We start from the raw sequence: 25,360 nt of genomic DNA, 5'->3' as shown, positions 1-25,360 counted from the left end.
CACCCCAACAGATACGCCGCCGCCCCGCCCGGCTCAAGGCGGCGAAAGCGCGCCCTTGGCCAGGTCATGCGCCTTGCGCATCACGGTGGGCAGATCCGCCGGGCGAAAGGCATCCCCCGGCAGGAACATGCCCCGCTCTGGCACCGCCTCCATCCCGGCGCGGCCAACCAGAACCCGCAGGACAAGGTGGAAATGCGTGAAGGTATGCCGCACCTCGCCGATCTCCTGCCAAGGCAGGGACAGCGGCGCATCGCCCCCCCCGCCATCCCAGCCCGATCCGGCAAATCCCAGCATCCCGCCCAGCAACCCGCGCTCTGCCCGCCGCTCCACCAGCCAGGCGCCATCCGCGCGCCGGGCGATCCACAGCACCCCCTCGCGCACCGGCTTGGCGGCCTTCGCCGCCTTGCGCGGCAGGCTCGCCTGCACCCCCTCCGCCTCGGCGCGGCAGGCGCCACGCCACGGACAGATCCCGCAGGCCGGATTGCGCGGCGTGCAGATCGTGGCCCCCAGATCCATCACCGCCTGCGCATGATCCCCGGGCCGGTCCTCCGGCGTCAGCAGCCCGGCCAGCCGCGTCAGTTCCGCCTTCGCCCCCGGCAGCGGCGCCTCCACCCGCCACAGCCGCGCCATCACGCGCTCCACATTCCCATCCACCACAACCGCCGCTTCGTCATGGGCAATCGCGGCAATCGCCGCCGCCGTATAGGGCCCGATCCCCGGCAGGCCCAGCAGCCCCTCGCGCGTGGCCGGAAACACCCCGCCATGATCCCGCACCACCGCCCGCGCACAGGCCAGCAGGTTCCGCGCCCGCGCGTAATATCCCAAGCCCGCCCATTCCCCCATCACCTCGGCATCCTCGGCGGCGGCAAGGTCGGCCACCGTCGGCCAGCGCTCCGTAAACCGCAGGAAATAGGCCCGCACCGCCGCCACGGTCGTCTGCTGCAGCATCACCTCCGACAGCCAGACGCGATAGGGATCGGGCCGCACCCCGGCCATCTTCTGCTCGGGCGGCACGCGCCAGGGCATGACCCGGGCATTCCGGTCATACCAGGCCAGCAGCAGGGCCGAGAGATCGCTCGCAGGCATGTCACGCATTCTTTACGCCCTTTCCCGCGCCCGCGTTTGCACCGCCGCGCCCTGTCGCTAGAATAGCGGCGAACCCCGGAAGGACCAGATGACCCGCAAGCCGCTTCCTCCGCCAGACCCGCACCGCCGCATGCGCGGATTCGAGGCGGCCGCAGGCTTCCTGCGCGATCCGATCCGCAACGCCACCGAAAGCCGCGGCTTTGCCGTCACCCGCCTGCTCACCCACTGGCCCGAAGTCGTGGGGGCAGATCTCGCCGCCATGACGCGCCCGGTCAAGATCGGCCATACCCGCGAAGGCATGGGGGCCACGCTGACGCTTCTCGTCGCCTCTGCCCATGCGCCCATGGTGCAGATGCAACTGCCCCGCATCGTGGAAAAGGTCAACGCCATCTACGGCTACCGCGCCATCTCGCGCATCTCTCTCACCCAGACCGCCGCCACCGGCTTTGCCGAAGGTCAGGCCGAATTCATGGCCAAACCGAAAACCACCCCGGCCCCCGCGCCGGACGTGCTGGCCGAGGCCCGCGAAACCGCGGCACCGGTTGCCGATCCCGGCCTCAGGGCCGCCCTTGAAGCCCTGGCCCAAAACATCTTAACTCGCCGCAAAACATGAGAAGGCAGAAACCGATGCTCCAGAAATTCGCCGCCGCCGCCACTGTCGCCCTGATCGGGCTTCTCCCTCTGGCCGCCCCGGCGCAGGAAACCGAAGCCCCCGCCACGGTCGAGATCACGGATTTCGCCCTCGGCGCCGCCGATGCTCCGGTGCAGATCACCGAATACGCCTCCTTCACCTGCCCGCATTGCGCCACCTTCCACGCCAATGTCTGGCCGCGGCTGAAGTCGGAATATGTCGATACCGGCAAGGTCCGCTTCACCTACCGCGAGGTCTATTTCGATCGCTACGGTCTCTGGGCCGCCATGGTCGCCCGCTGCGGTGGCGAGATGCGCTATTTCGGCATCGTCGACATGCTCTTCGACCAGCAGCAGGAATGGGCCGCCTCGGATGATCCGAATGTCGTGGTCGGCAATCTGCGCACCATCGGCAAATCCGCCGGGCTTGACGATGCCGCGCTGGATGCCTGCTTCAAGGACGGCGCCAAGGCCGAAGCCATGGTCGCCCATTTCGAAACCAACATGGCTGCCGATGGCATCGAAGGCACGCCCAGCTTCATGATCGACGGCGAAAAGCATTCCAACATGTCCTTCGAGGACATGAAGGCGATCATCGACGCCAAGCTGGCCGAATGACATGTCCGCCCCGCTGGCTGGCATAAGGGTCATCGAACTCGCCCGCATCCTGGCCGGTCCCTGGGCCGGCCAGACCCTGGCCGATCTGGGGGCCGAGGTGATCAAGGTCGAATCCCCCGAAGGTGATGACACCCGCCAATGGGGGCCCCCCTTCATCGAACGCGAAGGCGACCGTTCCGCCGCCTATTTCCATGCCACGAACCGCGGCAAACGCTCCGTCACCTGCGATTTCCGCACGCCCGAGGGGCAGGAAACCGTGCGCCGCCTGGTGGCCGATGCCGATGTGGTGATCGAGAATTTCAAGGTCGGCGGGCTGGCGAAATACGGGCTCGACTGGCCCTCGCTGCAGAAGGTCAATCCCCGGCTGGTCTATTGTTCGATCACCGGTTTCGGCCAGACCGGCCCCTATGCCCATCGCGCGGGCTATGATTTCATCATCCAGGGCATGGCCGGTTTGATGAGCGTGACAGGCGAAAAGGATGGCCAGCCACAGAAGGTGGGCGTCGCCGTGACGGACGTCTTCACCGGCGTCTATGCCGCCACGGCGATCCTCGCCGCCCTCGTGCAGCGCGGGGTCACCGGGCGGGGCCAGCAGATCGACATGGCGCTGATGGATGTGGCCACCGCCATCATGGCCAACCAGAACATGAACTACCTCACCACCGGAAAGGCCCCCGCCAAGATGGGCAATGCCCACCCCAACCTTGCCCCCTATGCCGTGTTCGACTGCGCCGATGGCTGGATCATCCTCGCGACCGGCAACGATGGCCAGTACCGCAAGCTCTGCGCCATCCTCGGGCTGGAAGCCATGGCCGAACATCCCGATTACCTCACGAATGCCGACCGCGTTCGCAACCGCGAAGCCATGACCGCCGCCATCACCGCAGCTACGGTGAAATGGACCAAGGCCGATCTCCTGCAGGCCTGCGAAGACAGCGGCGTTCCCGCAGGCCCGATCAACACCCTGGCCGAGGTCTTTGCCGATCCGCAGGTCATCGCCCGTGGCATGCGGCTGGACATGGGCGGCATTCCGGGCGTCCGCTCCCCCTTCACCTTTTCAGAGGCATCCCTGTCGCTGGACAGGCCCGCCCCGAAACTGGGCGAACATCAGGACGAAATCCTGGGCTGAACCCCGATCCGCGCCAGCGCCGCATCCAGCGGCGCGGCGTCGCCGATCCGCAGCCGGACCGGCAGGGTCAGCACCTTCATCCGGAACGCGGCAGGCAACCGCACGGCATCCTTCTCTGTCGTCACCAGTTGCGCGCCCAATCCCCGCGCCTCCAGCTCCAGCCGCGCCATCAGCGCATCGCTCAGCGGCTGGTGATCGTCCAGCGGCACCGCGCGGATCACCTCCGCCCCCTCTGCCCGCAGCGTGGCAAAGAACTTTTCCGGATTGCCAATCCCGGCAAAGGCGATCACGCGCAGCCCCTGCCAGTCCATCCCCATCTGCAACGGCTCCAGCCGCCCCGTCAGATGCGGCACGCGGATCGCCGGCCCCCAATCTGCCGCAAACCCCGCCTGCGCCGCCGCATCGCCAATGGACAAAAGCAGATCCGCCCGCGCCATCCCCACCGCCACCGGCTCGCGCAGTGGTCCCGCAGGCAGGCAGCGCCCATTGCCGAATCCCTGCCGCGCATCCACGACGATCAGGCTCAGGTCCTTCTCCACCGACGGGTTCTGAAACCCGTCATCCAGCACGATCACGCCCGCCCCGGCCGCCTCGGCCGCCCGCACCCCGGCGGCGCGGTCCTTCGCCACCCAGACGGGCGCAAAGGCCGCCAGCAGCAGCGGCTCATCCCCCACATCGGCAGCGCCATGCCGCCGCTCTTCCACCCGCACCGGCCCTGCCAGCCGCCCGCCATGCCCGCGCGACACGACATGCGCCGCCACGCCCCGCGCGGCCAGCCGCTCCAGCAGGGCGATCACCGTGGGCGTCTTCCCCGTGCCGCCCGCGTTCAGGTTCCCCACGCAGATCACCGGCACCCCGGCCCGATAGCCCCCGCCCTGCCGCAGCCGCCGCGCCGTGGCCGCCGCATAGGCCCGCCCCAGCGGCCCCAGCAGCCGCGCCAGCAGCGCGGGCCGCGCCGGTTCGGTGAACCAGAACGCCGGCGCGCGCATCACGCCTCTCCGTCCATGACCCTGCGGATCAGGTCCATCACGCGCTCCGTGGCCTCCGCCCCGTCAGATGCCACGGCCCAGGCCGCCTGCGCCAACCGCGCCGCCCGGTCGGGCGACAGCAGATCCGCCAGCGCCTCCGCCAGATCCGCGGCCGATCCCACCGCCCGCGCCGCCCGCGCGGCGCCCAGCCGCCCGAAGGTGCTGCCATGGATACCGGGCCGCGGGCCGTAAAGGATCGCCGATCCCAGCGCGGCAGGCTCCAGCGGGTCGCGCAGGCAGCCGCCCCCTGCCAGACTGCCGCCCAGAAAGGTGATCGGTGCCAGCCGGTACCACAGCCCGAACTCCCCCTCGCCATCGGCGATATAGACCTCGGTCTCCGGCTCCGGCTCTTCCTCCGCGCTGCGCCGGGCAACGGTCCAGCCCTCTTCCTTCTCCATCTTCTGCGCCAGCGCCTCGATCCGTGACGCCTCCTTCGGCACCACGATCAGCAGCAACCGATGCGCCAGCCGCAAGGCCGACCGATGCGCCGCGATCACCGCCGCCTCCTCGGCCTCGGGCAGGGCGGCGGCCAGCCAGACTGGCCGCGTCGCCAACTGCCGCGCCAGCGCATCGCGCTCTGCCTCAAGGCAGGGCAGGGCCGCGCTTTCCTCTTCCAGCTTGCCGATCACCTGCACGGCCGAAGGCACCGCCCCCGCCTTGCGAAAGGCCCGCGCCGCGCCCTCATCAACCGCCAGCACGGCGCGGAACTCGGCCAGCAATCCCCGCATCAACCCCGGATACCAGCCGTCCCGCTCTTTCAGGAAGGCCGGGTTCCGCGCCCCCACCATCAACAACCCGATCTTCCGGTCCGCCGCCTCATGCAGCAGGGCAGGGCGCAACTCCCCTTCGGAAAACACCGCCACATCCGGCCGCCAGTGATCGAGAAAGGCCGCCGCCTCCGGCTGGGTATCGGGCGGCGGCGCCTGCAGAATCACGCCCTCCCGCGCGGGCAGCGGATCGGCACAGGTCAAAAGCACGCCAACCCCATCCTCTGCCACCAGCCGCCGCGCCAACTCCAGCAGCGACCGCGCTGCCTCCGCCCCCGGCGCATGCAGCCAGACCAGCGCCCCCGCGGGCCGCGCCGGCCTTTCGGCCACGGACCCGAAGTCACGCCGGTTCGACAGGTTGTAAAGCGTCAGCCCGATGGAATAGGCCATTCGGGATCAGGTCTTACTGGCTGAAGGCTTCGGTCGCGGATCCCGCATGTTCTTCATCCCGCAGCCGGTGCAGATGGGCGATGAAATACCGCATATGGGCATTGTCCACCGTCTTCTGCGCTTCTGCCTTCCAGGCCGAAAAGGCCGAGGCATAGTCGGGATACATCCCGACGATATGGATCTTGGAAACATCCCGGAAGACATTCTTCTCGGGTGTCACCAACTCGCCGCCAAAGACGAGATGCAGGCGCTGTGTCATGGTTCTCCGCTCCGCGGGGTAAGAGTCGTGGAAATCCGGCGCAGGGTAACGAGGCGGGCCGCAGGGTCAAGCCGCCCATCGGCGGCGGCCCGGGCAAAGCATCGCTATACATTCCCGCGCTTTTGCCCTATGCCCCCAGCACGGCCCGAGGATTCCGGGGCAGGCGGCGGTTTGGGAGGCCGGTCCTGCGAAGGGGAATGAGGTGCCGATCACTGGTGCTTCACGGGCGCATCAAGCCGCCCCTTCAGGAAATGACATGACAGACAAGACGATTGCCGCGCCTCTGGCTGCGGCCCTTTCGGCCAAGGGCTATGAAACCCTCACCTCCGTCCAGACCGCGATGCTCGCGCCCGAAGTCGCGGGCCGCGACCTGCTGGTCTCTGCCCAGACAGGCTCGGGCAAGACCGTGGCCTTCGGCATCGCCATCGCCCCCGACGTTCTGGCAGGCCAGGACCGGCTTCTCTTCGCCGATCGCCCGCTGGCGCTGATCGTGGCCCCCACGCGGGAACTGGCCCAGCAGGTGCAGCGCGAATTCCAGTGGCTCTATGCCGAAGCCGGGGCGATGCTGGCCTCCTGCGTGGGCGGGATGGATTACCGCACCGAACGCCGCGCCCTCGAACGCGGGGCGCATGTCGTCGTCGGCACGCCGGGCCGCCTGCGCGATCACATCGAACGCGGCTCGCTCGATCTTTCCGGCGTCCGCGCCGTGGTGCTGGACGAGGCCGACGAGATGCTTGATCTCGGCTTTGCCGAAGATCTGGAATTCATCCTTGCCGCCGCCGCCGAAGACCGCCGCACGCTGATGTTCTCGGCCACCGTGCCGAAAGAGATTGAAAAGCTGGCCGCCACCTTCCAGCGCGATGCCCTGCGCATCGCCGCCCAGGGCGAGGCCCGCCAGCATGTCGACATCGAATATCGCGCGCTTTCGGTTCAGGCCCGCGACAAGGAACATGCGATCTTCAACGTCCTGCGCTTCTACGAGGCGCAGACCGCCATCGTCTTCTGCAAGACGCGGGCGAATGTGAACCACCTTTATGCCCGCATGGCCAATCGCGGCTTTCAGGCCGTGGCCCTGTCCGGCGAACTCAGCCAGTCGGAACGGATGCACGCGCTGCAGGCGCTGCGCGATGGCCGGGCGCGGGTCTGCATCGCCACCGATGTCGCCGCCCGCGGGATCGACCTGCCGGGTCTGGAACTGGTGGTCCATGCCGATCTGCCGTCGAATTCCGAAACCCTGCTCCACCGTTCGGGCCGCACCGGCCGCGCCGGTCGCAAGGGCGTTTCGGCCCTGATCGTGCCGCCCGCCGAATTCCGCAAGGCACAGCGCCTGCTGCAGGGGGCAAAGCTTGTCGCCGAATGGGGCAAGGCCCCCAGCGCCGAAGAGGTGCAGGCCAAGGATGATCTCCGCCTGATCGAACATCCCGCCCTCGCGCAGGAACCGGGCGATGAGGCCGAAATGGCCGCCACCCTGCTGGATCGCTTCGGCGGCGAACAGGTGGCCGCGGCCTTCATCCGCCTCTGGCGCGAAGGCCGCTCCGCGCCCGAGGTTCTCTCCGACAGCCTGCCCCCGCCCGCCGCCCTGCCGCCACGCGAACGCGGCGACTTCGGCCCCTCGGTCTGGTATCGCCTGTCCGTCGGCCATACCGGCCGGGCCGAGGCGCGCTGGCTCCTGCCCAAGATCTGCGAAACCGGCTCCATCTCGAAGGACGGGATCGGCGCGATCCGGGTGCAGCAGGATTTCACCCTTGTCCAGATCGCCGAACCGCTTTCCGGCCGCTTTGGCGCGATGGTTGAAATCGAACCGGGCCTGATGATGGAACGCATGGAAGGCGAACCCTCGCTGGAACGCCCGCAGCGCCCCGCGCCCTCTGCCCGCCCCGAACGTGCCGAACGGCCCGAACGTCGCGTCACCCCGCGCCCCCTGCGCGAGGACCGCGCCGACAAGCCCAGCTATTCCGGCAAGCCCCCCCGCATCGTCGAAGACGATGAGTCCGGCCCCGCCGCTTCTGCACCGGCCCCTGCACCGGCCCCTGCACCAGCCGCGGCACGCAAGCCCAAGGCCGATTGGCACCCGGATGGCGACCGCCCCTCTGCCCCGCGCAAGCCCTATGCCCCGCGCGACGGCGCGCCGGAACGCAAGCCTTACGAAAAGCGCGCCACCGCCCCCCGCGAAGAGGGCGACCGCAAACCCTATGCGAAAAAGCCTTACGCCCCGCGTGAGGACGGCGACCGCAAACCCTTTGAAAAGAAACCCTATGCCCCGCGCGACGATACCGAACGCAAGCCGCGCTGGAAGGCCGAAGGCGGCGCTCCGCGCTCCGCCGGATTCAAAAGCCATGGCGGCCCGTCACGCGGATCGGAAGGCACCGATCGCCCCGCAGGCCGCGCCACCGGCTTCAAATCCCACGCCAACGCCGCCTCGGGCGGCAAGGCCGAATGGGCCCCCAGAAAGCCCCGCGCCGAAGGCGATGCACCCCGCCCGAAAGGGGATTGGGCCGCCAAGGGCGACAAGCCCTTCAAGCCGCGCGCCGAAGGGGCCGAAGGCAAGCCCTTCCGCGCCAAGCCCGGCGGCAAACCCGCCCCGGCAAAGCCCGCGGCACGCCCGGCCAAGCCCAAGGCGGATGCGCGCGACACGTCCAAACGCTTTGTTCCGCCACGGAAAAAGTGATCCCGGCCGTCCATCGTCGTGCCAATGAAAAGGGGGCCGGTCAGGCCCCCTTTTTCCTTGCAGGACAGGGCTTCAGCCCGCCGCCTGCAGGCGTTCCAGCAGCGCCGCATGCAGGCCCGGCGCCGCCGCGATCAGCCCGTCCGCCTTCGGCACCGCCATATTGAACCGCAGCGCCCGGCCCGCCCGATCCGTCACCCGCGCCCCGGCGCGGCTGGCGATCAGGCTGCCCGCCGCGATATCCCATTCCCAGCCCTGCCGGAACGACAGCATCCCGTCGAACCGCCCCTGCGCCACCAGCGCCAGCCGATAGGCGACCGAGGCGCGGAAACTCCGCTTCAGATCGGGCACGCCCCCGGGCCAAAGCTCGGGCTTCATGTTGGCCGAAGGCGTCAGGATATTGGCCCCCTCGATCCCCGGCAGACGGCTCGCCTCGATCACTGCGCCATTCAGCGTCGCGGCACCATCGCAGGTTGCCGCAAACATCCGCCCCAGCGCCGGCAGATAGACAACCCCCGCCGTTACCACCCCCTGCCGCGCCACGGCGATGGCATGGCTGAAACTGTCCTCGCCCGCGATGAAGGCCCGCGTCCCGTCGATAGGATCAAGGATGAACTGATGTTCCGTCTCCAGCCGCGCCGGATCGTCGGGCGTCTCTTCCGAAAGCCAGCCATAATCCGGCCGTGCCGCCCGCAGGCGGCGCAAAAGCGCCTCGTTCACGGCATGATCCGCCTCGGTGACGGGGCCCTCCTCGCCCTTGTCCCAGACACGCGGGTTGCGCTTCCAGAACCGCAGCGCGATCCGCCCCGCCTCTTGCGCCGCCCCGATCAGCAGCGCCAGATCCTCGTCAGGCCCCGGCAAGGGTCAGCCCGTCGATCAGGCAGGATGGCACCCGCGTCGAAAGATGCGCCCGCGCGTCATTCGCCGGGATCAGCCGCAGCAGCATCTCGCGCAGATTGCCTGCGATGGTGCATTCGTTCACCGGATGGGAAATCTGCCCGTTCTCCACCCAGAACCCGGCGGCCCCGCGGGAATAATCGCCCGTGGTCGGGTTGATTGTCGACCCGATCATCGAGGTGACATAAAGCCCCCGCCCCATATCGCGCAGCAGCGCCTCGCGCGTTGCCGTCCCCTGCGTCAGGTCGATGTTCGATGTGCTGGGCGAGGGCGGCGAAGACGTGCCCCGTGCCGCATTGGCGGTGCTTGCCATCCCCAGCTTGCGCCCCGTCGCCAGATCCAGCGTCCAGCCCGTCAGGATGCCATCCTCGACGATGGCCCGCCGCCGCGTCGGCAGCCCCTCGCCGTCAAAGGGCCGCGACGATCCGATGCGCGGCCGATGCGGATCCTCGATCACCGAAAGCCCCGCCGGCAGCACCTGCTGCCCCAGCGCATCGCGCAGCCAGCTTGCCCCGCGCGCAATCGCCGCCCCGTTCACTGCCGACAAGAGATGCCCGATCAGCGATGATGCCACCCGTTCATCGAACAGAACCGGATAGACACCCGTCACCGGCTTGACAGCCCCGCTCCGCGCCAGCGCCCGCTCTGCCGCCAAGGCGCCGATGCCCTCTGCCGCAGGCAGATCGCCCTGATAGACCCGGCTTTCCCCGGCCCAGTCCCGCTCCATCCCGGTGCCGCTTCCGGTAAAGGCCACCGCCGAGATGGACCGCGAACTGCGCGCATAGCCACCGGAAAACCCGTTCGACGCGGCCAGATGCATGGCCCGCGCCGAATAGCCTGCCGATGCCTCGACCTGCGTGATCCCGGATCGCGCCAGGGCGGCAGCCTCGGCCGCGCGGCAATCGGCCTCCAGCGCCGCGGCATCCGGCTCGGGCGTGGGATCCACCAGATCCAGCGCCGCCAGATCCCAGCCCCGCGCCAGTTGCCCCGGATCGGCCAGCCCGACACAGGGATCCTCGGGCGCCTCGCGCGCCATCGCCACGGCCCGTTCCGCCAGCGCGGCAATCGTCCTGTCCGACAAATCCGATGCCGATACGCAGGCCTGTTTCCCGCCGAACAGCACCCGCAGCCCGATTTCCGTGCCTTCCGCGCGCTCGGCCTGTTCCAGCTTGCCCTGCCGGACATCTATCGTCAGCGACGTGCCCTGCACGGCCAGCGCATCCGCCGCCTCGGCCCCGGCGCGGCGTGCGGCCTCAAGCAGGCGGTCCGTCAGGTTTGAAAGCATATCTGTCATGGCCGATCCTCTGGCGGGTGCCCTTTGCAGGTAGTCCGCCACAGGCCGCAGCGCAAGCGCCGAGGAACGCGCCTGTCACAGACGCATGAAGACGGGCTGTTGCCCTTCATCCAGCGATGGATCGGGTGCAAGGCCCGCATCTTCCGAACGCGCTGCGCGCAGCGTGTTGCCCCGTTCCAGCAGGCCCTCCGTCCCGGCAGTCAGCCAGAAGGCCGCGGTATTGGCAAAGATGTCAAACCGGGTTTCCAGGGCCGCGGGGTCAAGTTCCGACAGGTTCCAGCTTTCGCACAGGATCACATCCCCCGTGTCCCCATCCAGCGCAAGGCGCCCCGCCCCGACGGCCCCGCCAAGATGGTTCGCCTCAAGCATCGCCTGCATCATCGCGGCATCGGGATGGCCAAGATGTTCGATCAGGCAGCTTGCCTCCAGGGTGGTGTCATCCAACCGGCTGAGGAAGATGGTCAGTTCGGGCATCACGTCGATACCGACCTGATCCTCGGTAAAGGCAAGCGCGGGAAGGCCAAGCTTGCGGGCCAGCGTATCCAGGGCGTGATTGGCACTGATCATGGGTTCGGGCTCCCGTATGAAAGGGTTGCGGTGGGTAGGGCAGGCCCCTTGCGGCGCCCGCCATGGACATGTCGGGTCAGTTGGGTTTCTTGTCCTGCGCGGGCGCGTCGAGGTCCTTCAGGAACTCGTTGAAGTCGTCCAGCACCTTCTGGTCCTCTTGCGAAATGGGCGGGTTCACGCGGCGCTCTTCGATCTGCACCTGACCGGTATTCGCAGTGTCGTCTTCCAGCAGTTCATCAAGATCGAGGCCATCCCCCCCGATCACCTCACTTCCCGTCCCGACGTCCTCGTTGCTTGAAGGGTTCGGAAGCGTTTCGAGAAGCGAGTCGATTTCATCGAACACATTGTCCTCCTTCGATGCGACCGGTTTCGTCGCAAAGGTGGATTTGGCATCGACCAGCCTTTGCGCGTTCAGCGTTTCAAGATCGACATCGCCCGTTTCGACCAGAATCTCCTCGTCGTCATCGTCGGTGATGATGGTCGGATCCATCACCTCCTTCATTTCGTTCTCATCGACACGGCTTTCCTTGATAAGGTCGATCTCCTTCAGATCCTTGCTGAATTGCTCTGGCGTCGGAACCTTGAGGAAGACCAGGAAATCCTTCAGTCGTTCGCGAAGGCTGGTCTTCACTTCGTTATAGGCCTGCGTCATTCCCTGATCGAAGCCATCCGGTGCATCGTTGTCGTTTGCGACCGCCTGGATGAACTGGCTCAGCACGATCAGCGCGCGCTGCGCGTCTTGCCCGTCCAGTTTGCCAATCGCCACTTCGGGTGTAACGAAGCGCAGGACGACGCTGGATTCGGAAAAGATCCTGTGGGCGCGCAGGGCAATGTCGCTGTCGATTTCCTCCGCGCTGTACTGCGACTTGATCGTATCCATGACATCCGCGACGAAGCGGCGGAATTCGGTTGCCATGTCTTCCTTGCGGATCGCCGAGATCAACTGATTGGCCAGCGTGCCCAGATTGCGAACAGTGACCGGAGAGGTCAGATTGGCAAACTTGATCTGGCTGCCGGGCAGCCGCTCGCCCATTTCGGCAACCGTTTCCCGAAGCGACACAAAGCCGTTGTTCTGCGGCAGGGTGCTGATGAAATTCCGGGTCAGATTGGCCATTTCGTAACCGCCCATCGCGGCTCCGGTCAGGTTCAGTTCATTCGACGCTGTATCGCGAAGAAAGTTGGTCTGGCCTTCGGCTGGAAGATTCTGCAGTTCGCCGACGAAATTCTCGAAACCCGTCACCTTGATCCGCATGGCCAGATCCGAATCCGGGTTGCGCAGGTCAGACAGGGTATCGGCGATGATCTGCATGATCTCGGCCTTGTCCATGCGCGAGTCAGAGGTGAAACGCCGCGCGGCCTCTTCGAACTGGGCCGGGTCAAGCAGCTTTGACCGGGTCAGATCCATCATCTTGACCACCAGTTCCGGGAAAACCTCCCCGAAGACGGCCCCCCGGTTCTCGGGTTCAATTCCCTTCAGATCCAACTCGCGGATGATCCTTTCGGCCACATTCGCGAAATGTGCAGCAGTGGCATCCTTGTTACCGGACAATTCCTTCTTGGGCGCAAGGTCACCAAGTTCGGATACATGTTCGTGCAGGCCCTTGGTCTTGCCTGCGGCCTTCATTTCCATATTGTCCAGCACGTTCAGGAAACCTGTCGGTTTCGTCGGCAGGTTGAACTTGCGGGCAAAGTATCCATCCTTCCATTCTGCCAGATGGCGGGACTTTTCCTCATCCGGGGCATGGAGCCGGGTGGCAAGCCGCTCCATCCGGTCTTCCATCTTGGTCTTGATGACCTCGGCCTTCAGCTCCTGGCGGATGCTGGAATAGGATCCCTCGCCCAAGGCAAACTTGCCGAATGCCTTGATGCCTATGAACAGCTTGTCGACGCCCAGGCGCGGCGCCTTTTCGGTATGCGTGGTAAGACTTGCGCCATTGCCCGGCGCATCGGGCAGATTTGCCAGGTTCAGGTTGGGGATGCGGACCTTGCCTACGTCATTGACCATCGTGTCCCTCGTAAGATCATGGGTGAACTTGCACGGAGCATGATCCTCTGAAGGGGCGGACCGTGTGCTTTACGGCACTCGTCCAGAGACTGGCGCACAGCCGGAAGTGACGATCGACACAAAGAGAAAGGCCCCCGCCGATGGCGGGGGCCTTGCCGGGCCGCGCGGACCCTTGGCCTTACTGCAGCCGCTGGCCGTTTGCGAAGAACCCGCCATCCTTGAATTCCAGCGTCGAGGAAAGCTCGTCCTCGCCCGTGGCATTGGCGAACATCGACAGCATCATGCGGAAGCCCATCACCTGATCCTCGGGCAGCAGGCCCATCGCCACCAGCTTGTCCATCAGCGTGTTGCCGCCCACCAGCTTCAGATCCACCTTGCCGGTCGGGGCGGGCACGCCGCCAAAGGTCACCAGATCGCTGTTGTCAAAGGTCAGCGCGCCCGAACCCGTCAGTTCCGCACCCGCGATCTTCGCCCGCAGTTCGGTGATGTCGAGCGAGTTCAGTTCCCCCGGGGGCTGTTCGCCCATGGCTTCCATCGCCGCCGGATCCATGATGTCGTAGGAAAGCTTGCCCGTCCCCTTGGTGTCGATCACCAGCGTCGCCGGGTCGCGCGGCAATTGGTTGGTCGGGTCGATCATGGCCCAGATTTCCTCGGAAACCGTCAGGTCAACCAGCCGCGTCAGGAACGAGAATTCGGCAGGCTCATCGGTCTTGGAAACCGGCATCCTGAAGCCGAAGGAAGCCTCGGAATAGGCGATGTTCAGCGACGGGAAGGGGATCTCGGGCGCGGTCATCGTCATGGTCACGCCGGTCGCCCCGCCCGAATAGGCAAGCTGCGTTGCATCCATCGCAAAGCCCAGCGTGCTGCTCTCGCCCGTGCCGGTGATCTTGGTCACGCCGGCGGCTTCGGTCACTTCCATGTCATAGGTCGTGGCCCCTGCATTGAAGGTGCCGTCCGTCGCGAAACCGGCCTTCAGCGCCGCCGCCATGTCGATCATCGCCGCCGAACCAAGGAAGGTGCCGTTGGTCGTGCCGGTCAGATCTGCCATCGTCAGGTTCAGCTTCAGCGCCGACGGACCGGCCATCTCGGGCGCCTCGCCCTCGGTGGCCAGATCGGCCCCTTCCGCGGTCACGGTCATGCTCTCGGCGGCAAAGCTCGACACCAGCGTCGATTCCTCGCCCTCGCCCGGCGAGACCAGATACTTGCCGGTCACATTGGCCAGCACCGCCTCGGCGGTCAGGTTGACGGCCTCGGCATCGACGCCCTCGATGCTGTCCAGCGCCACGGTGATTTCCGGTGCTGTGAAATCATAGCTCGTCTCGGTCTCGTCGCCGCTGGCCGTCACCGTCATGCCGGGCTGGTTGATCTCGATCCGCAGGCTCGTCGGTTCCTCGCCCTCTTCAACCGGATCAATCGTCATGTCGAAGGGATAGCTGTCCGACATGGTCACGACGACGGTGCCATCCCCGGCATCCTGAAAGCGCAACTCGTCGATGCTGCCGCTGCCCGAAACGCCTTCCTGCGCGAATTCCATCTTCATGCCGGTAACGACCAGCGTATCCCCGTCGCGTTCCACGCTTTCGGTGGTCACGGTCTGGCCGCTGCTCTGCGACAGGGCCAGCCAGTTCTCCCAAACCTGCTCCGGGGTGACGTCGGCAAGGGCCGGCGCGGCGAAAAGCATGACAATGGCAGTGCTGCCAGCCAACCTGCGGATGATCATAATGAACCTCGTTTCGGTGCAAAAAGAATTCGGGGCGAAGCATCCTCTCCCGGTCTTTTCGGGTCAAGGCATTCCATCGCCGTGCGTGCATGTGTTAACTCGGTGGCAAAATTATGGAAGCCGAAAGTGAGGCGGGCAAGATGAATCGCAACCTGTCGGGAAAAGTCGTCGTGATCACCGGGGCAAGCCGGGGCATCGGGGCGGCCGCGCTGCAGGCCTTCGCCGCGCAGGGGGCCCATGTGGTGGCCATGGCCCGCGATGCGGCGCGGATCACGGCCCTTGCCCGGGACATCGGCCCCGATGCCATGGCTCTGCCCTGCGACATGGCCGATTGGGGTGCCGTCGATGCGGCCATCGGGGCCGTTCTCGCGCGCTTTGGCCGGATCGACGTGATGATCAACAATGCCGGGGTGATCGACCCGATCTCCCACATTGCCGAGGCCGATCCCGCGGCATGGGGCCACAGCATCGACATCAACCTCAAGGGCGTCTTCCACGGCATGAAGGCGGTCATCCCCCCCATGCGCGCGCAGGGTGGTGGCACCATCATCAACGTCTCCTCCGGCGCCGCAACCAACCCGCTGGAAGGCTGGAGCGCCTATTGCGCCGGCAAGGCCGGGGCGCTCATGCTCACCCGCGCCGGGCATCTGGAGGAAGGTGCACATGGCCTTCGCATCCTTGGCCTGTCGCCCGGAACCGTCGCCACCGACATGCAGGTCAGGATCAAGGCATCCGGCATCAACCCGGTCAGCCAGCTTGACCCTTCGGTCCATATCCCGGCCGACTGGCCGGCAAGAACGCTCGTCTGGATGTGCGGGCCCGACGCCGATCCCTGGCTGGGGCAGGATGTTTCCCTGCGGGATGTCGGGGTGCGCAAGGCCGTGGGGCTGATCGCATGATCCGGGCAGAAGATCGGCAGGGCGCGCGGCTGCTCATCCTTGATCGCGCCGACAAGGCCAATGCCCTGACGCGCGACATGCTCGCCGCGCTTGATACCGCCGTGGCCCGCGCCGCGGCTGATGGGATCTCCGTCCTGATCCTGACTGGTGCGGGCAAGGTCTTCTCCGCCGGGGCCGATCTCGATGGCATGGCGCAGGGCCTCGGCTCCGCCCCGGAATGGGAGGTGCTGTCCGCCCGCATCGCCGCCTATCCCGGCCTGACCATCGCCGCCCTGAACGGCACGCTGGCCGGGGGCGCCTTTGGCATGGCGCTTGCCTGCGATCTGCGCGCCGCCGTTGCCCGGGCGGAATTCTTCTATCCCGTGATGAAGCGGGGCTATCTTCCCCAGCCCTCCGATCCCCGCCGCCTTGCGGCGCTCGTGGGGCCGTCGCGGGCGCGGCGCATCCTTTTGGCCGGTGAACGCATCACGGCGGATATGGCGCTGGACTGGGGCCTTCTGGATGCCATCGGCGAGGATGCCGTCGCCACCGCATTGGGTCTGGCGGCGGATGCGCTGGGGGCCGATCCGGGCCATGTCCGGCGCATGAAGGCCATGTTCTGATCCCGCGCCTCTGGCCTTGGCCCGGTCGCTGGCGTAGAACCGCGCCGCTTGGGCAGGCGAACCGCCGGAAGGGGGCAGGATGGACGCGCTGGTGATCGGGGCAGGCCCGGCCGGGCTCATGGCGGCCGAGATGCTGGCCGCCGCCGGCAGACAGGTCACGATCTGCGAAGCCTGCCCCTCGGCGGGGCGCAAGTTCCTGATGGCCGGCAAATCCGGCCTGAACGTGACAAAGACCGAACCCCCCGCCCGTTTCGCCGCTGCCTATGACAGCGACTGGCTCGCCCCCATGCTGGCCGAATTCGGCCCCGATCAGGTGCAGGACTGGTGCCGCGCGCTGGGGCAAGAGGTGTTCGTCGGTTCCTCTGGCCGCGTCTTTCCCACCGCGATGAAGGCGTCGCCGCTGCTGCGGTCCTGGCTCGCCCGGCTTGGCGCGGCGGGGGTGGACCTGCGCACCCGCTGGCGCTGGACCGGGATCGAAGAAGGGGGAAAGACGCTCCGCTTCGAAACCCCCTCGGGGGCCGCGCTTCTGCGTCCTGCCGTCACCGTTCTGGCGCTGGGCGGGGCCAGCTGGCCCCGTCTCGGCTCTGACGCGGCCTGGGTGCCGTGGCTGCGCGCGGCAGGGGTCGACATCGCCCCGTTCCGCCCGGCCAATATGGGCTTTCGCGTCGCCTGGTCCGCCCATATGGCCCCGCATTTCGGCCAGCCGGTCAAGGGGGCCATGCTGATGGCAGGGCCCTTCCGGGATCGCGGCGAATTCGTCGTCACGGCGCGCGGCATCGAAGGCGGGGGGATCTACGCCCTCTCTCGCCCGCTGCGCGACGGCGCGCCGCTCGCGCTGGATCTGATGCCGGATCTTCCCCTGCCGGGTCTCGTTGCCCGCATCGCCCGCCTCCGCGCCGGGCAATCGCGCGCCAACCATCTGCGCAAGCTGGGCCTCTCCCCCGTGGCGGCGGCCCTTGTCATGGAATTCGGCCGCACCCTGCCGCTGGAACAGGCGATCAAGGCCCTTCCCATCCCGCTTTCGGAACCCAACCCCCTGGCCGAGGCGATCTCGTCAGCCGGGGGTATCCGCCGCGACGCCCTGACCGATGCGCTGGAACTGCGCGCCCTGCCGGGCATCTTCGCCTGCGGCGAGATGCTGGACTGGGAGGCCCCGACCGGCGGCTATCTTCTGACAGGCTGCTGGGCCACCGGGCGCTGGGCCGGGCGGGCGGCGGCGAAGGCGGGGTAAACCCCGCCCTACCCGTGCTTCACCATCACATGCCGGACGACGGTGTAATCCTCCAGCGCATAGGCCGACATGTCCTTGCCATAGCCGGATTGCTTCAACCCGCCATGCGGCATCTCGTTGGTCAGCATGAAATGCGTGTTGATCCAGGTGCAGCCATAGCGCAGCCGCGCCGCCGTCGCCATCGCCCGGCCGACATCGCGCGTCCAGACCGATGACGCCAGACCGTAATCGCTGTCATTGGCCCAGGCCACGGCCTCATCCACATCCGTGAACGGCGTCACCGAAACCACCGGCCCGAACACCTCGCGCCGGACGATCTCGTCCTGCTGGGTGGCCCCTGCCACCACCGTCGGCTTGTAGTAATATCCCTGATCCATCACCTCGCCGCCCGTGGTGATCTGCACATGGTTCAACTCGCGCGCGCGGTTCACGAAACTCGCCACCCGGTCGCGCTGGCGCTGGCTGATCAGCGGGCCGATCTCGTTCGTCGTGTCATCCTCTGCCCCCAGCACGATGGACGCCGCCGCCGATGTCAGATCGGCCACCAGGTTCTCATAAACCTTCTTGCCCGCATACACCCGGCAGGCCGCCGTGCAATCCTGCCCGGCATTGTAAAAGGAAAACGCCCGCAACCCTTCGACGACCGAACCGATATCGGCATCATCGAACACCAGAACCGGCGCCTTGCCGCCCAGTTCCAGATGCGTGCGCTTCACCGTCTTCGCCGCGGCATCCAGCATCTTCTTGCCCGTCGCCACATCGCCCGTCAGGCTGATCATGTCCACCTGCGGGTGGTTGATCAGATAGTTGCCCACCGTCTGCCCCCGGCCCGCGATCACGTTCACCACGCCCTCGGGCAGTTCCTCGGCCAGGATGCGCGCCATCTTCAGCGCGGTCAGCGGCGTCTGTTCCGAAGGCTTGAAGACAACCGTATTGCCGCCGCCGATGGCCGGGCCCAGCTTCCACGCCATCATCATCAGCGGATAGTTCCACGGCGCGATAGAGGCGATCACCCCCACCGGATCGCGCCGGATCATGCTGGTATGGCCCGAGAGATATTCCCCCGCCACGGCGCCATGCTGGCAGCGCACCGCCCCGGCAAAGAAGCGGAAGCAATCCACGATGGCCGGGATCTCGTCATTCAGGGCGGCATTGATCGGCTTGCCGCAGTTCAGCGCCTCCAGCGCCGCGAATCCCGCGGCCTCGGCCTCGATCCGGTCGGCAATCCGCAAAAGCGCCCCCGCGCGTTCCGCGGGCGTGGTGCGTGACCAGCCGTCAAAGGCCGCCCGCGCCGCCGCCACCGCCCTGTCCACCTGCGCGGTCGATGCTTCGGGCACCTCAAGGATCAGCCCCCCCGTCCGCGGGTTCAGGATCTGCTCCTTCGCTTCCTGCCCGGCCTCGAAGGCAGAGCCGATCAGAAGCTGGGTGTCGATGGTCTTGGCTGCGCTGTCCATGTGGACCTCCCTTTTGTCATTTGCCCGCGCCGGCGGTCTCGGATCCGCCGCGGGTCAGGTAATAGGCGATGAGGATCGGCACGAAGGTGGCAAGGAAAACGACGATGGCCACCACATTGGTCACCGGCCGCTGGCGCGGGCGAACCAGTTCCTGCAGCATCCAGATGGGCAGGGTGCTTTGCTGGCCTGCGGTGAAGGTGGTCACGATCACCTCGTCGAAGGACAGCGCGAAGGCCAGCATCCCGCCCGCCAGCAGCGCCGTGCCAAGGTTCGGCAGCAGGACATAGCGGAAGGTCTGGAAACTGTTCGCGCCAAGATCGGCAGAGGCCTCAAGGATCCCGCCCGACAGGCGGCGGAACCGGGCAACCGCATTGTTGTAGACGATCACGATGCAGAACGTCGCGTGGCCGAGGATGATGGTCCATGTGGAAAACGGGATATCCATGATCGAAAAGGCCGATCGCAGCGACATGCCGGTGATGACGCCCGGCAGGGCGATGGGCAGGATGATCAAGAGGCTGATCTGTTCGCGCCCGAAGAACCCCGTCCGCGCCATGGCGGCAGAAACCAGCGTGCCAAGGATCATGGCGATGAAGGTCGCAACACTCGCCACCCAAAGCGAAAGGTAAAGCGGCGGCCAGATATCCTCGCGGTTCCAGGCCACAGCGAACCACTGGGTCGTCAGTCCGGGCGGCGGGAACTGATAGGATTTGTCCTCGGTCGTGAAGGCGTAAAGGAAGATCAGAAGGATCGGCAGATGCAGGAACAGCAGCCCCCCGATGGCGGCGATCTTCAATCCCCATGACGCGCGGTCAGAGTGCATCGAACGCCCCCTTCCGTTTCGCGATGGTCAGATAGACCAGCATGATCAGGATCGGCACCACGGCAAAGGCCGCGGCCAGCGGGATGTTCCCCGCCGTGCCCTGCAATTGATAGACGGCCAGCCCGATGAAGCGCGCCGATGTCCCCACGATCTGCGGGATGATGTAGTCGCCCATGGTCAGCGAGAAGGTAAAGATCGACCCGGCGATCACCCCCGGCATGGCCAGCGGCAGGATCACCGTGCGGAAGGTCTGTGCCCGCGATGCGCCAAGATCGGCCGAGGCTTCCAGCATGGATGTGGGCACACGCTCCAGCGAGGCCTGCATCGGCAGGATCATGTAGGGCAGCCAGACATAGACAAAGACGATGAAGGTGCCCATCGGGCTGGTGGACAGGGAATTCCCGCCGATCCCCGGAATGGCAAGGATGGCATTCAGGATCATCGAAAGGCCCACCCCTTCGGCAGCCCAGGTGATGATGCCTTCCTTCGCCAGGATCAGCTTCCACGCATAGACCTTCACCAGATAGGAAGACCACAGCGGCAGCATGACCCCCAGATAGAACACGGCCTTCCATTTGCCCTTGGCAAAGCGGGCCGCGTAATAGGCGATGGGAAAGGCGATCACCGCGCAACCGATGGTGACGGCAGCCGACATCAGCAGCGTGCGCAGGATGATATCCAGGTTCTGCGCCCGGAACAGTTCGGCATAGGTCTTGAGGGTGAATTCCTCCTTCACCATGCCCGAGAACTCGTCGATCGAATAGAAACTCTGCAACAGCAGAGCGAACAGCGATCCCAGATAGACCACCCCCAGCCACAGCAGCGGCGGTGTCAGCAGCACCGCCAGCAACAGCCGCGGATGCCGCCAGAACAGCGCGGTCAGCCGGTCACCAAGGCCCCTCTCGGGCAGGATGGCGGGTGCGTCGGTCATGCCTCGTCCATGATGTGCAGGGCCGCCGGATCAAAGGCCAGTCCGACCGTCGCGCCCTGTTCCGGCAGGGCCTCGCCCGCCGGCACCAGAAGGGCGATCTCGCTGCCCGGCAGGGCCACGGAAACCCGGCTTCCCGCCCCCAGATAGCGGATCGCCGTCACCTGCCCCGCAAGCGCCACGCCATCCGCCGCCGTCAGGCGCAGCGCCTCGGGCCGCAGCGAAGACCATTTCGCAGGCCCGCCGAAGGCGCGCGTCACCTCGGGTGTCAGAACGTTCGAAGATCCCACGAAATCCGCAACGAACCGCGTGCGCGGACGGGCATAGATATCTGCGGGCGTCCCGATCTGTGCAATCTTGCCTTCATTGAACACGGCAAGGCTGTCGGCCATCGACAACGCCTCGCCCTGATCATGCGTCACGAAGACGAAGGTGATGCCAAGCCGGGTCTGCAAGGCCTTCAACTCGTCCTGCATCGCTTCGCGCAGCTTCAGGTCCAGCGCGCCCAGCGGTTCGTCCAGCAGCAGCACGCGCGGCTCATTCACCAGGGCCCGCGCCAGCGCCACCCGCTGCCTCTGCCCGCCGGACAATTGCCCCGGCTTGCGGTCGGCATATCCGTCCAGCTTGACCAGCGACAGCATCTCTTCGGCCCGGTCATTGCGGCTGCGCCGATCCACGCCCTTGACCATCAACCCATAGGCCACGTTGTCGCGCACATTCATGTGCGGAAACAGCGCGTAATCCTGGAACACCGTATTCACGTTGCGCCGGTTCGGGGGAATGTCGCTGACATCCTGCCCGAAGATGCGGATCACCCCGCCCGTCGGCTTCTCGAACCCCGAAATCAGCCGCAGGCAGGTTGTCTTGCCAGAACCGGATGGCCCCAGCATCGCGAAGAATGACCCTTCCGCTATGGTCAGATCGACGCCGTCCACCGCCTTCACGGGGGCAGAGGCAGTGCCGAAATGTCGTGAAACGCCTGAAAACTCGACGGCAGCGGTCATGGATCGGGTCCGATGGGGTAAAGGACAGGAACGGGTGCGCGCGCCTGGGCGCGCACCCCATTTTCTGCGATGAAGGGCGCTCAGCGCCCGCCGATCACGCCGATATAATCCGAGACCCAGCGATAATAGGGCACGCAGGTATCCTCCCCCTGCGAGCAGTCGGCAACCGGCGTCGTCCAGAAGCGGACCTTGTCGAAATCATCCAGCCCGTTCGTGGTGCAGCCCTCGGCCGTCTGCATGCCGCGCCCGTCGGTGCAGGCGGCAGGAACCGACGGGTTCGCCCCGAACCAGACCGAAAGATCGGATTGCAGGTTCGACGAAAGCTGATGCTCGAACCACATATAGGCGCAATTCGGATGTTCGCTGTCGACATGCAGCATGGTCGTATCGGCCCAGCCCGTCACGCCTTCCTGCGGGATCACCGAAGCCACCGGCGCGCCGCCGGCCTTCAGCAGGTTCACCTGGAACGGCCAGGAACCCGAGGCGACCACCCCCTCGTTCTTGAAGTCGTCGATCTGGATGAAGGCGTCATGCCAGTAACGCCCGACAAGCTCACGCTGCCCGCGCAGCAGATCCAGCGCCGCCTTGTACTGATCCTCGTTCAACTCATAGGGCGAGGTGATGCCCAGTTCCGGCTTGTGGAACATCAGGTACTGCGCCGCATCGGCGATATGGATCGGGCCGTCATAGGCCTGCACCCGGCCCTTGTTCGATGCGCCATCGGGCAGCGTCTGCTCCTCGAACACCACATTCCACGAGGTCGGCGCTTCCTTGAACACCTCGGTATTGTACATCAGGACATTCGGCCCCCACATATAGGGCACGCCATAATGCTTGCCGTCCACGGTATGCCAGGGCGCATCCTGCAGGCGCGGGTCGATGGTCGACCAGGACGGGATCAGGTCCTTGTTGATCTCCTGCACCCGGCCCCCCGCGATCAGCCGCAGCGACGCGTCGCCCGACGCCGTCACCAGATCGAAGCCCCCCTCGTTCATCAGGGCAACCATCTCGTCCGAGGTATTGGCCGTCTTCACGCTGACCTTGCAGCCCGAGGCTTCCTCGAATTTCGTCACCCAGTCGAAGGCCGGATCCGTCTCGCCCCGCTCCACATAGCCAGCCCAGGCCACGATCGAAAGCGCGCCTTCGCCGGGCCCCACCTCGGTCATCTGCGCAAGGGCAGGGGACATCGCCGAGACCAAGGCGATGGCGGTTGTAGCCGTCAGTTTCAACGTTTTCTTGTTCATGCCGAATTTCTCCCTGTGAGAGCGCCGCACGCGCGGAAAGCCGGTTGCCCGATCATGCCACGGAACGGTATTCGCCTTGGGCCAATTCGCAATATCAAAACGCTGATGGGTGCTTTCGGAAATTCCGATAGCTCATCCCCGGTTCACGCGTGAAAGACGAAGGATCGCATCGACACCGAACCCAGGTCGATCGCATCGGTCATGAAGGTCAGCCTGTCGCGCGCATCCGATGCGCCCGCGATCGTCAGCGCGGGCATGTAGTGATCCACCGTCGGATGCGCCATCTGCAGCAGCGTCCCCAGTCCCGCCCGGTCTGCCAGCCGGTCCAGATCGCGCGCCTCCAGCCTGTCGGCGAAAAGCTTGTCGAACTCCACCGCGAAATCCAGCGGCTGTCCGCCCATCCGCATCGCGCGCAGGTTGTGAACCACATTCCCCGATCCAAGGATCAGCACGCCCCGATCCCGCAATTCCGAAAGGGTGCGCCCCACCTCAAGCTGATGCGCAAGCCCACGCCCCATGTCGATGGAGATCTGGAAGACCGGCACCTTCGCATCGGGATAAAGAAACCGCAGCACCGTCCAGGCCCCGTGATCAAGGCCCCAGGTATCATCCTCGGCGGAATGGTGGCTCGACAGCAGGCTTGTCACTTCCCGCGCAAGCTCCGGCGCGCCGGGGGCGGGATAGTCCATCGCATAAAGCGCATCGGGAAAGCCGTAGAAATCATGGATCGTGCGCGGCAGGGCCGAAACATCGACCAGCGTCGTCCCCTTCGTCATCCAATGCGCCGAAACGACAAGGATCGCCGCCGGCTCGGGCAGGCTTTTCCCAAGCGCCGTCCAGGCACGGCTATAGGCCGTATCCTCCAGCGCGTTCATCGGGCTGCCATGGCCCAGAAAGACAACCGGCATCCGCGCCGATGGTTTCAGCCGGTCCCGCAATGCCTGAAGATCGCTATGGGCGCTCATCGGTTCTCTCCCGTTCTTTGCCTTCGGGAAAAGCTAATCCTTGACCGCTATGTATGAAATGAAGATTTTATGGAATGAATGGGAACAAAACATTCCAGATAGAAGATGGACCTCATCGACCAACTCCGCGCCTTCGTGGCCACGGCGCAATCGGGCTCCTTCACTGCTGCGGCGGCGCAACTGGGCATGTCCAACCGCCTGGCCTCGAAATACGTGGCCGAACTCGAATCCCGCCTCGGCACGCGCCTCTTGCAGCGCACCACCCGCCGGGTCGGCCTTACCCCCTCGGGCGAGGAATTGCTCGCCCGCGCCCCGGCGCTGCTTGACGATCTGGCCGATCTCATCGGCAGCGTGTCGGAAGGCGCGCGCGGCTTTTCCGGGGTGATCCGCATTTCCGCCCCCGTCACCTTTGGCGAAATCTGGGTCTGCGGCATGCTGGAACGCTTCTCGCGCCGCCATCCCGGCCTGTCCTTCGATCTTCGCCTGACGGATCGCCATGTCGATCTTGCGGTCGAAGGGACGGATCTCGCCTTTCGCCTTGGCCGCATCGACACCCAGTCGCTCAAGGCGCGCAGGCTGGGCCTGTTCCGCTCCATCCTCGTGGCCAGTCCGGATTACATCGCCCGCCACGGCGCGCCCCAAAGCCCGGCCGACATTGCCGCGCATGCCTGCATCATCGACAGCAACCGCAGAAACCCGCGCCTTTGGGTGTTTGGCACAGGTCCGGACGGCATCGCAAAGGTCCGTGGCAGGTTCCATGTCAATTCGGCCCGCGCGGCGGTGGAACTCGCGGCAAAGGGGCAGGGCCTTGCCTTTGTTCCACCCTTCGCAGCGTCCCATGCCCTTGCTGCCGGGCAACTCGTGCAGCTCTTGCCCCAGTGGCCCGCCGAGGAAAGCCCCCTCAGCGCCGTCTATCTCGAAGGCCGCGTCCTGCCGCGCAAGATCCGCGCGCTGATCGACTTCGCCGCCGAAGACCTTCGCGCCTCCGGCCTTCTGTGAATCCGCGCCCAGGATCGCGCGGTTGCCATGCGGACGCTGCCTGATCGGCAAGATAAACTTGTCGATCGCATGGATTACTTGATTTCTTCCGCACCCGACCTGCGGCAAGAATGGGCGATGATGGCGGCATGGCCCCCGCCAGGATCCGGGGAAAAG

General features: G+C 66.1%; 23 protein-coding genes. 8 read left to right on the top strand and 15 right to left on the bottom strand.

Going from position 1 to position 25,360, the window contains the following annotated elements:
* Window positions 1–33: 33 nt before the first annotated feature.
* Window positions 34–1,095 carry an A/G-specific adenine glycosylase gene (locus G5V65_RS01655; protein ID WP_165046673.1) on the bottom strand — a complete coding sequence of 354 codons (1,062 nt, stop codon included), beginning with the start codon at window positions 1,093–1,095 and terminating at the stop codon, window positions 34–36.
* Between the two features lie 79 nt (window positions 1,096–1,174).
* On the opposite strand from G5V65_RS01655, the gene G5V65_RS01650 reads away from it, so the two are divergent.
* From G5V65_RS01650 to G5V65_RS01640, 3 genes are read left to right on the top strand one after another with little or no spacing between them, the layout of a single operon-like run.
* On the top strand, window positions 1,175–1,699 hold the full coding sequence (locus tag G5V65_RS01650; RefSeq protein WP_165046672.1) for a DUF721 domain-containing protein: 525 nt from the start codon (window positions 1,175–1,177) through the stop codon (window positions 1,697–1,699).
* 14 nt (window positions 1,700–1,713) lie between these two features.
* Complete coding sequence (locus tag G5V65_RS01645) at window positions 1,714–2,334, top strand: DsbA family protein (RefSeq protein ID WP_241250401.1); 621 nt, start codon at window positions 1,714–1,716, stop codon at window positions 2,332–2,334.
* 1 nt (window position 2,335) lies between these two features.
* On the top strand, window positions 2,336–3,463 hold the full coding sequence (locus tag G5V65_RS01640; protein ID WP_165046670.1) for a CaiB/BaiF CoA transferase family protein: 1,128 nt from the start codon (window positions 2,336–2,338) through the stop codon (window positions 3,461–3,463).
* On the opposite strand, the gene lpxK is transcribed toward G5V65_RS01640, so the two are convergent.
* The 3 genes from lpxK to G5V65_RS01625 are packed head-to-tail and all read right to left on the bottom strand — an operon-like array spanning window position 3,442 to window position 5,907.
* Entirely contained in the window at window positions 3,442–4,452 is a 1,011-nt protein-coding gene (gene lpxK, locus G5V65_RS01635; RefSeq protein WP_165046669.1) for a tetraacyldisaccharide 4'-kinase, read from the bottom strand. The genes G5V65_RS01640 and lpxK overlap by 22 nt on opposite strands.
* The gene (locus G5V65_RS01630; RefSeq protein WP_165046668.1) at window positions 4,452–5,648 is read right to left on the bottom strand and encodes a 3-deoxy-D-manno-octulosonic acid transferase; all 1,197 of its coding nucleotides are present in this window, start codon (window positions 5,646–5,648) and stop codon (window positions 4,452–4,454) included. Before G5V65_RS01630 ends, lpxK begins: the two co-directional genes overlap by 1 nt.
* Window positions 5,649–5,661: 13 nt before the next feature.
* The gene (locus G5V65_RS01625; protein ID WP_165046667.1) at window positions 5,662–5,907 is read right to left on the bottom strand and encodes a DUF4170 domain-containing protein; all 246 of its coding nucleotides are present in this window, start codon (window positions 5,905–5,907) and stop codon (window positions 5,662–5,664) included.
* A 256-nt stretch (window positions 5,908–6,163) separates the two neighbouring features.
* On the opposite strand from G5V65_RS01625, the gene G5V65_RS01620 reads away from it, so the two are divergent.
* Window positions 6,164–8,575, top strand: coding sequence for a DEAD/DEAH box helicase (locus G5V65_RS01620; RefSeq protein ID WP_165046666.1), 2,412 nt, complete (start codon window positions 6,164–6,166; stop codon window positions 8,573–8,575).
* 72 nt (window positions 8,576–8,647) lie between these two features.
* Here G5V65_RS01620 and G5V65_RS01615 read toward each other — a convergent pair whose 3' ends face one another.
* From G5V65_RS01615 to G5V65_RS01595, 5 genes are all read right to left on the bottom strand, one after another.
* Window positions 8,648–9,433 (bottom strand): 3'(2'),5'-bisphosphate nucleotidase CysQ, encoded by a 786-nt coding sequence (locus G5V65_RS01615; RefSeq protein WP_165046665.1) that lies wholly within the window; start codon window positions 9,431–9,433, stop codon window positions 8,648–8,650.
* Entirely contained in the window at window positions 9,420–10,763 is a 1,344-nt protein-coding gene (locus G5V65_RS01610; protein WP_165046664.1) for a TldD/PmbA family protein, read from the bottom strand. The genes G5V65_RS01615 and G5V65_RS01610 overlap by 14 nt, the downstream gene beginning before the upstream one ends.
* Window positions 10,764–10,838: 75 nt before the next feature.
* Window positions 10,839–11,330 carry a type III secretion system chaperone gene (locus G5V65_RS01605; protein ID WP_165046663.1) on the bottom strand — a complete coding sequence of 164 codons (492 nt, stop codon included), beginning with the start codon at window positions 11,328–11,330 and terminating at the stop codon, window positions 10,839–10,841.
* Window positions 11,331–11,406: 76 nt separating this feature from the next.
* A complete protein-coding gene (locus tag G5V65_RS01600) occupies window positions 11,407–13,335 on the bottom strand; it encodes a hypothetical protein (RefSeq protein ID WP_165046662.1) in 1,929 nt (642 codons plus the stop codon).
* A 178-nt stretch (window positions 13,336–13,513) separates the two neighbouring features.
* Complete coding sequence (locus G5V65_RS01595) at window positions 13,514–15,016, bottom strand: DUF2125 domain-containing protein (protein ID WP_165046661.1); 1,503 nt, start codon at window positions 15,014–15,016, stop codon at window positions 13,514–13,516.
* Between the two features lie 179 nt (window positions 15,017–15,195).
* Between G5V65_RS01595 and G5V65_RS01590 the strand changes: the two genes are divergently transcribed.
* The 3 genes from G5V65_RS01590 (at window position 15,196) to G5V65_RS01580 (ending at window position 17,787) form a co-directional block, all read left to right on the top strand.
* Window positions 15,196–15,954 carry an SDR family oxidoreductase gene (locus tag G5V65_RS01590; protein ID WP_165046660.1) on the top strand — a complete coding sequence of 253 codons (759 nt, stop codon included), beginning with the start codon at window positions 15,196–15,198 and terminating at the stop codon, window positions 15,952–15,954.
* A complete protein-coding gene (locus tag G5V65_RS01585; RefSeq protein ID WP_165046659.1) occupies window positions 15,951–16,556 on the top strand; it encodes an enoyl-CoA hydratase/isomerase family protein in 606 nt (201 codons plus the stop codon). Before G5V65_RS01590 ends, G5V65_RS01585 begins: the two co-directional genes overlap by 4 nt.
* 79 nt (window positions 16,557–16,635) lie before the next feature.
* A complete protein-coding gene (locus G5V65_RS01580; protein ID WP_165046658.1) occupies window positions 16,636–17,787 on the top strand; it encodes a TIGR03862 family flavoprotein in 1,152 nt (383 codons plus the stop codon).
* 8 nt (window positions 17,788–17,795) lie between these two features.
* Here G5V65_RS01580 and G5V65_RS01575 read toward each other — a convergent pair whose 3' ends face one another.
* The 6 genes from G5V65_RS01575 to ygiD all read right to left on the bottom strand — a co-directional run bounded on the left by G5V65_RS01575 (window position 17,796) and on the right by ygiD (window position 24,205).
* Window positions 17,796–19,220, bottom strand: coding sequence for a gamma-aminobutyraldehyde dehydrogenase (locus G5V65_RS01575; RefSeq protein WP_165046826.1), 1,425 nt, complete (start codon window positions 19,218–19,220; stop codon window positions 17,796–17,798).
* A 37-nt stretch (window positions 19,221–19,257) separates the two neighbouring features.
* Window positions 19,258–20,064, bottom strand: coding sequence for an ABC transporter permease (locus G5V65_RS01570; RefSeq protein WP_165046657.1), 807 nt, complete (start codon window positions 20,062–20,064; stop codon window positions 19,258–19,260).
* Window positions 20,054–20,995: an ABC transporter permease gene (locus G5V65_RS01565; RefSeq protein ID WP_165046656.1), complete on the bottom strand. Its 942-nt coding sequence runs from the start codon at window positions 20,993–20,995 to the stop codon at window positions 20,054–20,056. Before G5V65_RS01565 ends, G5V65_RS01570 begins: the two co-directional genes overlap by 11 nt.
* Window positions 20,992–21,996 carry an ABC transporter ATP-binding protein gene (locus G5V65_RS01560; protein WP_165046655.1) on the bottom strand — a complete coding sequence of 335 codons (1,005 nt, stop codon included), beginning with the start codon at window positions 21,994–21,996 and terminating at the stop codon, window positions 20,992–20,994. The genes G5V65_RS01565 and G5V65_RS01560 overlap by 4 nt, the downstream gene beginning before the upstream one ends.
* An 80-nt stretch (window positions 21,997–22,076) precedes the next feature.
* On the bottom strand, window positions 22,077–23,240 hold the full coding sequence (locus G5V65_RS01555; RefSeq protein ID WP_165046654.1) for an ABC transporter substrate-binding protein: 1,164 nt from the start codon (window positions 23,238–23,240) through the stop codon (window positions 22,077–22,079).
* 143 nt (window positions 23,241–23,383) lie between these two features.
* Entirely contained in the window at window positions 23,384–24,205 is an 822-nt protein-coding gene (gene ygiD / locus G5V65_RS01550; protein WP_165046653.1) for a 4,5-DOPA-extradiol-dioxygenase, read from the bottom strand.
* Window positions 24,206–24,310: 105 nt separating this feature from the next.
* On the opposite strand from ygiD, the gene G5V65_RS01545 reads away from it, so the two are divergent.
* Window positions 24,311–25,204 carry a LysR family transcriptional regulator gene (locus G5V65_RS01545; RefSeq protein ID WP_165046652.1) on the top strand — a complete coding sequence of 298 codons (894 nt, stop codon included), beginning with the start codon at window positions 24,311–24,313 and terminating at the stop codon, window positions 25,202–25,204.
* The last annotated feature ends 156 nt before the right edge of the window (window positions 25,205–25,360 follow it).

This window comes from Paragemmobacter kunshanensis (assembly GCF_011059185.1).
GTDB lineage: Bacteria > Pseudomonadota > Alphaproteobacteria > Rhodobacterales > Rhodobacteraceae > Paragemmobacter > Paragemmobacter kunshanensis.
The sequence above is the reverse complement of the archived record's forward strand: the minus strand, read 5'-3'. Positions and strand labels throughout refer to the sequence as shown.

Bases quoted from the DNA above. Each gene is read 5' to 3' on its own strand.
- G5V65_RS01605 (WP_165046663.1), bottom strand. From the start codon at position 11,330: ATGATCAGTGCCAATCACGCCCTGGATACGCTGGCCCGCAAGCTTGGC.
- G5V65_RS01595 (WP_165046661.1), bottom strand. From the start codon at position 15,016: ATGCTTTTCGCCGCGCCGGCCCTTGCCGACGTCACCCCGGAGCAGGTT.
- G5V65_RS01545 (WP_165046652.1), top strand. From the start codon at position 24,311: ATGGACCTCATCGACCAACTCCGCGCCTTCGTGGCCACGGCGCAATCG.
- G5V65_RS01555 (WP_165046654.1), bottom strand. From the start codon at position 23,240: ATGAACAAGAAAACGTTGAAACTGACGGCTACAACCGCCATCGCCTTG.
- G5V65_RS01650 (WP_165046672.1), top strand. From the start codon at position 1,175: ATGACCCGCAAGCCGCTTCCTCCGCCAGACCCGCACCGCCGCATGCGC.
- G5V65_RS01560 (WP_165046655.1), bottom strand. From the start codon at position 21,996: ATGACCGCTGCCGTCGAGTTTTCAGGCGTTTCACGACATTTCGGCACT.
- lpxK (WP_165046669.1), bottom strand. From the start codon at position 4,452: ATGCGCGCGCCGGCGTTCTGGTTCACCGAACCGGCGCGGCCCGCGCTG.
- G5V65_RS01645 (WP_241250401.1), top strand. From the start codon at position 1,714: ATGCTCCAGAAATTCGCCGCCGCCGCCACTGTCGCCCTGATCGGGCTT.
- G5V65_RS01640 (WP_165046670.1), top strand. From the start codon at position 2,336: ATGTCCGCCCCGCTGGCTGGCATAAGGGTCATCGAACTCGCCCGCATC.
- G5V65_RS01610 (WP_165046664.1), bottom strand. From the start codon at position 10,763: ATGACAGATATGCTTTCAAACCTGACGGACCGCCTGCTTGAGGCCGCA.
- G5V65_RS01580 (WP_165046658.1), top strand. From the start codon at position 16,636: ATGGACGCGCTGGTGATCGGGGCAGGCCCGGCCGGGCTCATGGCGGCC.
- G5V65_RS01655 (WP_165046673.1), bottom strand. From the start codon at position 1,095: ATGCGTGACATGCCTGCGAGCGATCTCTCGGCCCTGCTGCTGGCCTGG.
- G5V65_RS01625 (WP_165046667.1), bottom strand. From the start codon at position 5,907: ATGACACAGCGCCTGCATCTCGTCTTTGGCGGCGAGTTGGTGACACCC.
- G5V65_RS01620 (WP_165046666.1), top strand. From the start codon at position 6,164: ATGACAGACAAGACGATTGCCGCGCCTCTGGCTGCGGCCCTTTCGGCC.
- G5V65_RS01590 (WP_165046660.1), top strand. From the start codon at position 15,196: ATGAATCGCAACCTGTCGGGAAAAGTCGTCGTGATCACCGGGGCAAGC.
- G5V65_RS01630 (WP_165046668.1), bottom strand. From the start codon at position 5,648: ATGGCCTATTCCATCGGGCTGACGCTTTACAACCTGTCGAACCGGCGT.
- G5V65_RS01585 (WP_165046659.1), top strand. From the start codon at position 15,951: ATGATCCGGGCAGAAGATCGGCAGGGCGCGCGGCTGCTCATCCTTGAT.
- ygiD (WP_165046653.1), bottom strand. From the start codon at position 24,205: ATGAGCGCCCATAGCGATCTTCAGGCATTGCGGGACCGGCTGAAACCA.
- G5V65_RS01565 (WP_165046656.1), bottom strand. From the start codon at position 20,995: ATGACCGACGCACCCGCCATCCTGCCCGAGAGGGGCCTTGGTGACCGG.
- G5V65_RS01570 (WP_165046657.1), bottom strand. From the start codon at position 20,064: ATGCACTCTGACCGCGCGTCATGGGGATTGAAGATCGCCGCCATCGGG.
- G5V65_RS01600 (WP_165046662.1), bottom strand. From the start codon at position 13,335: ATGGTCAATGACGTAGGCAAGGTCCGCATCCCCAACCTGAACCTGGCA.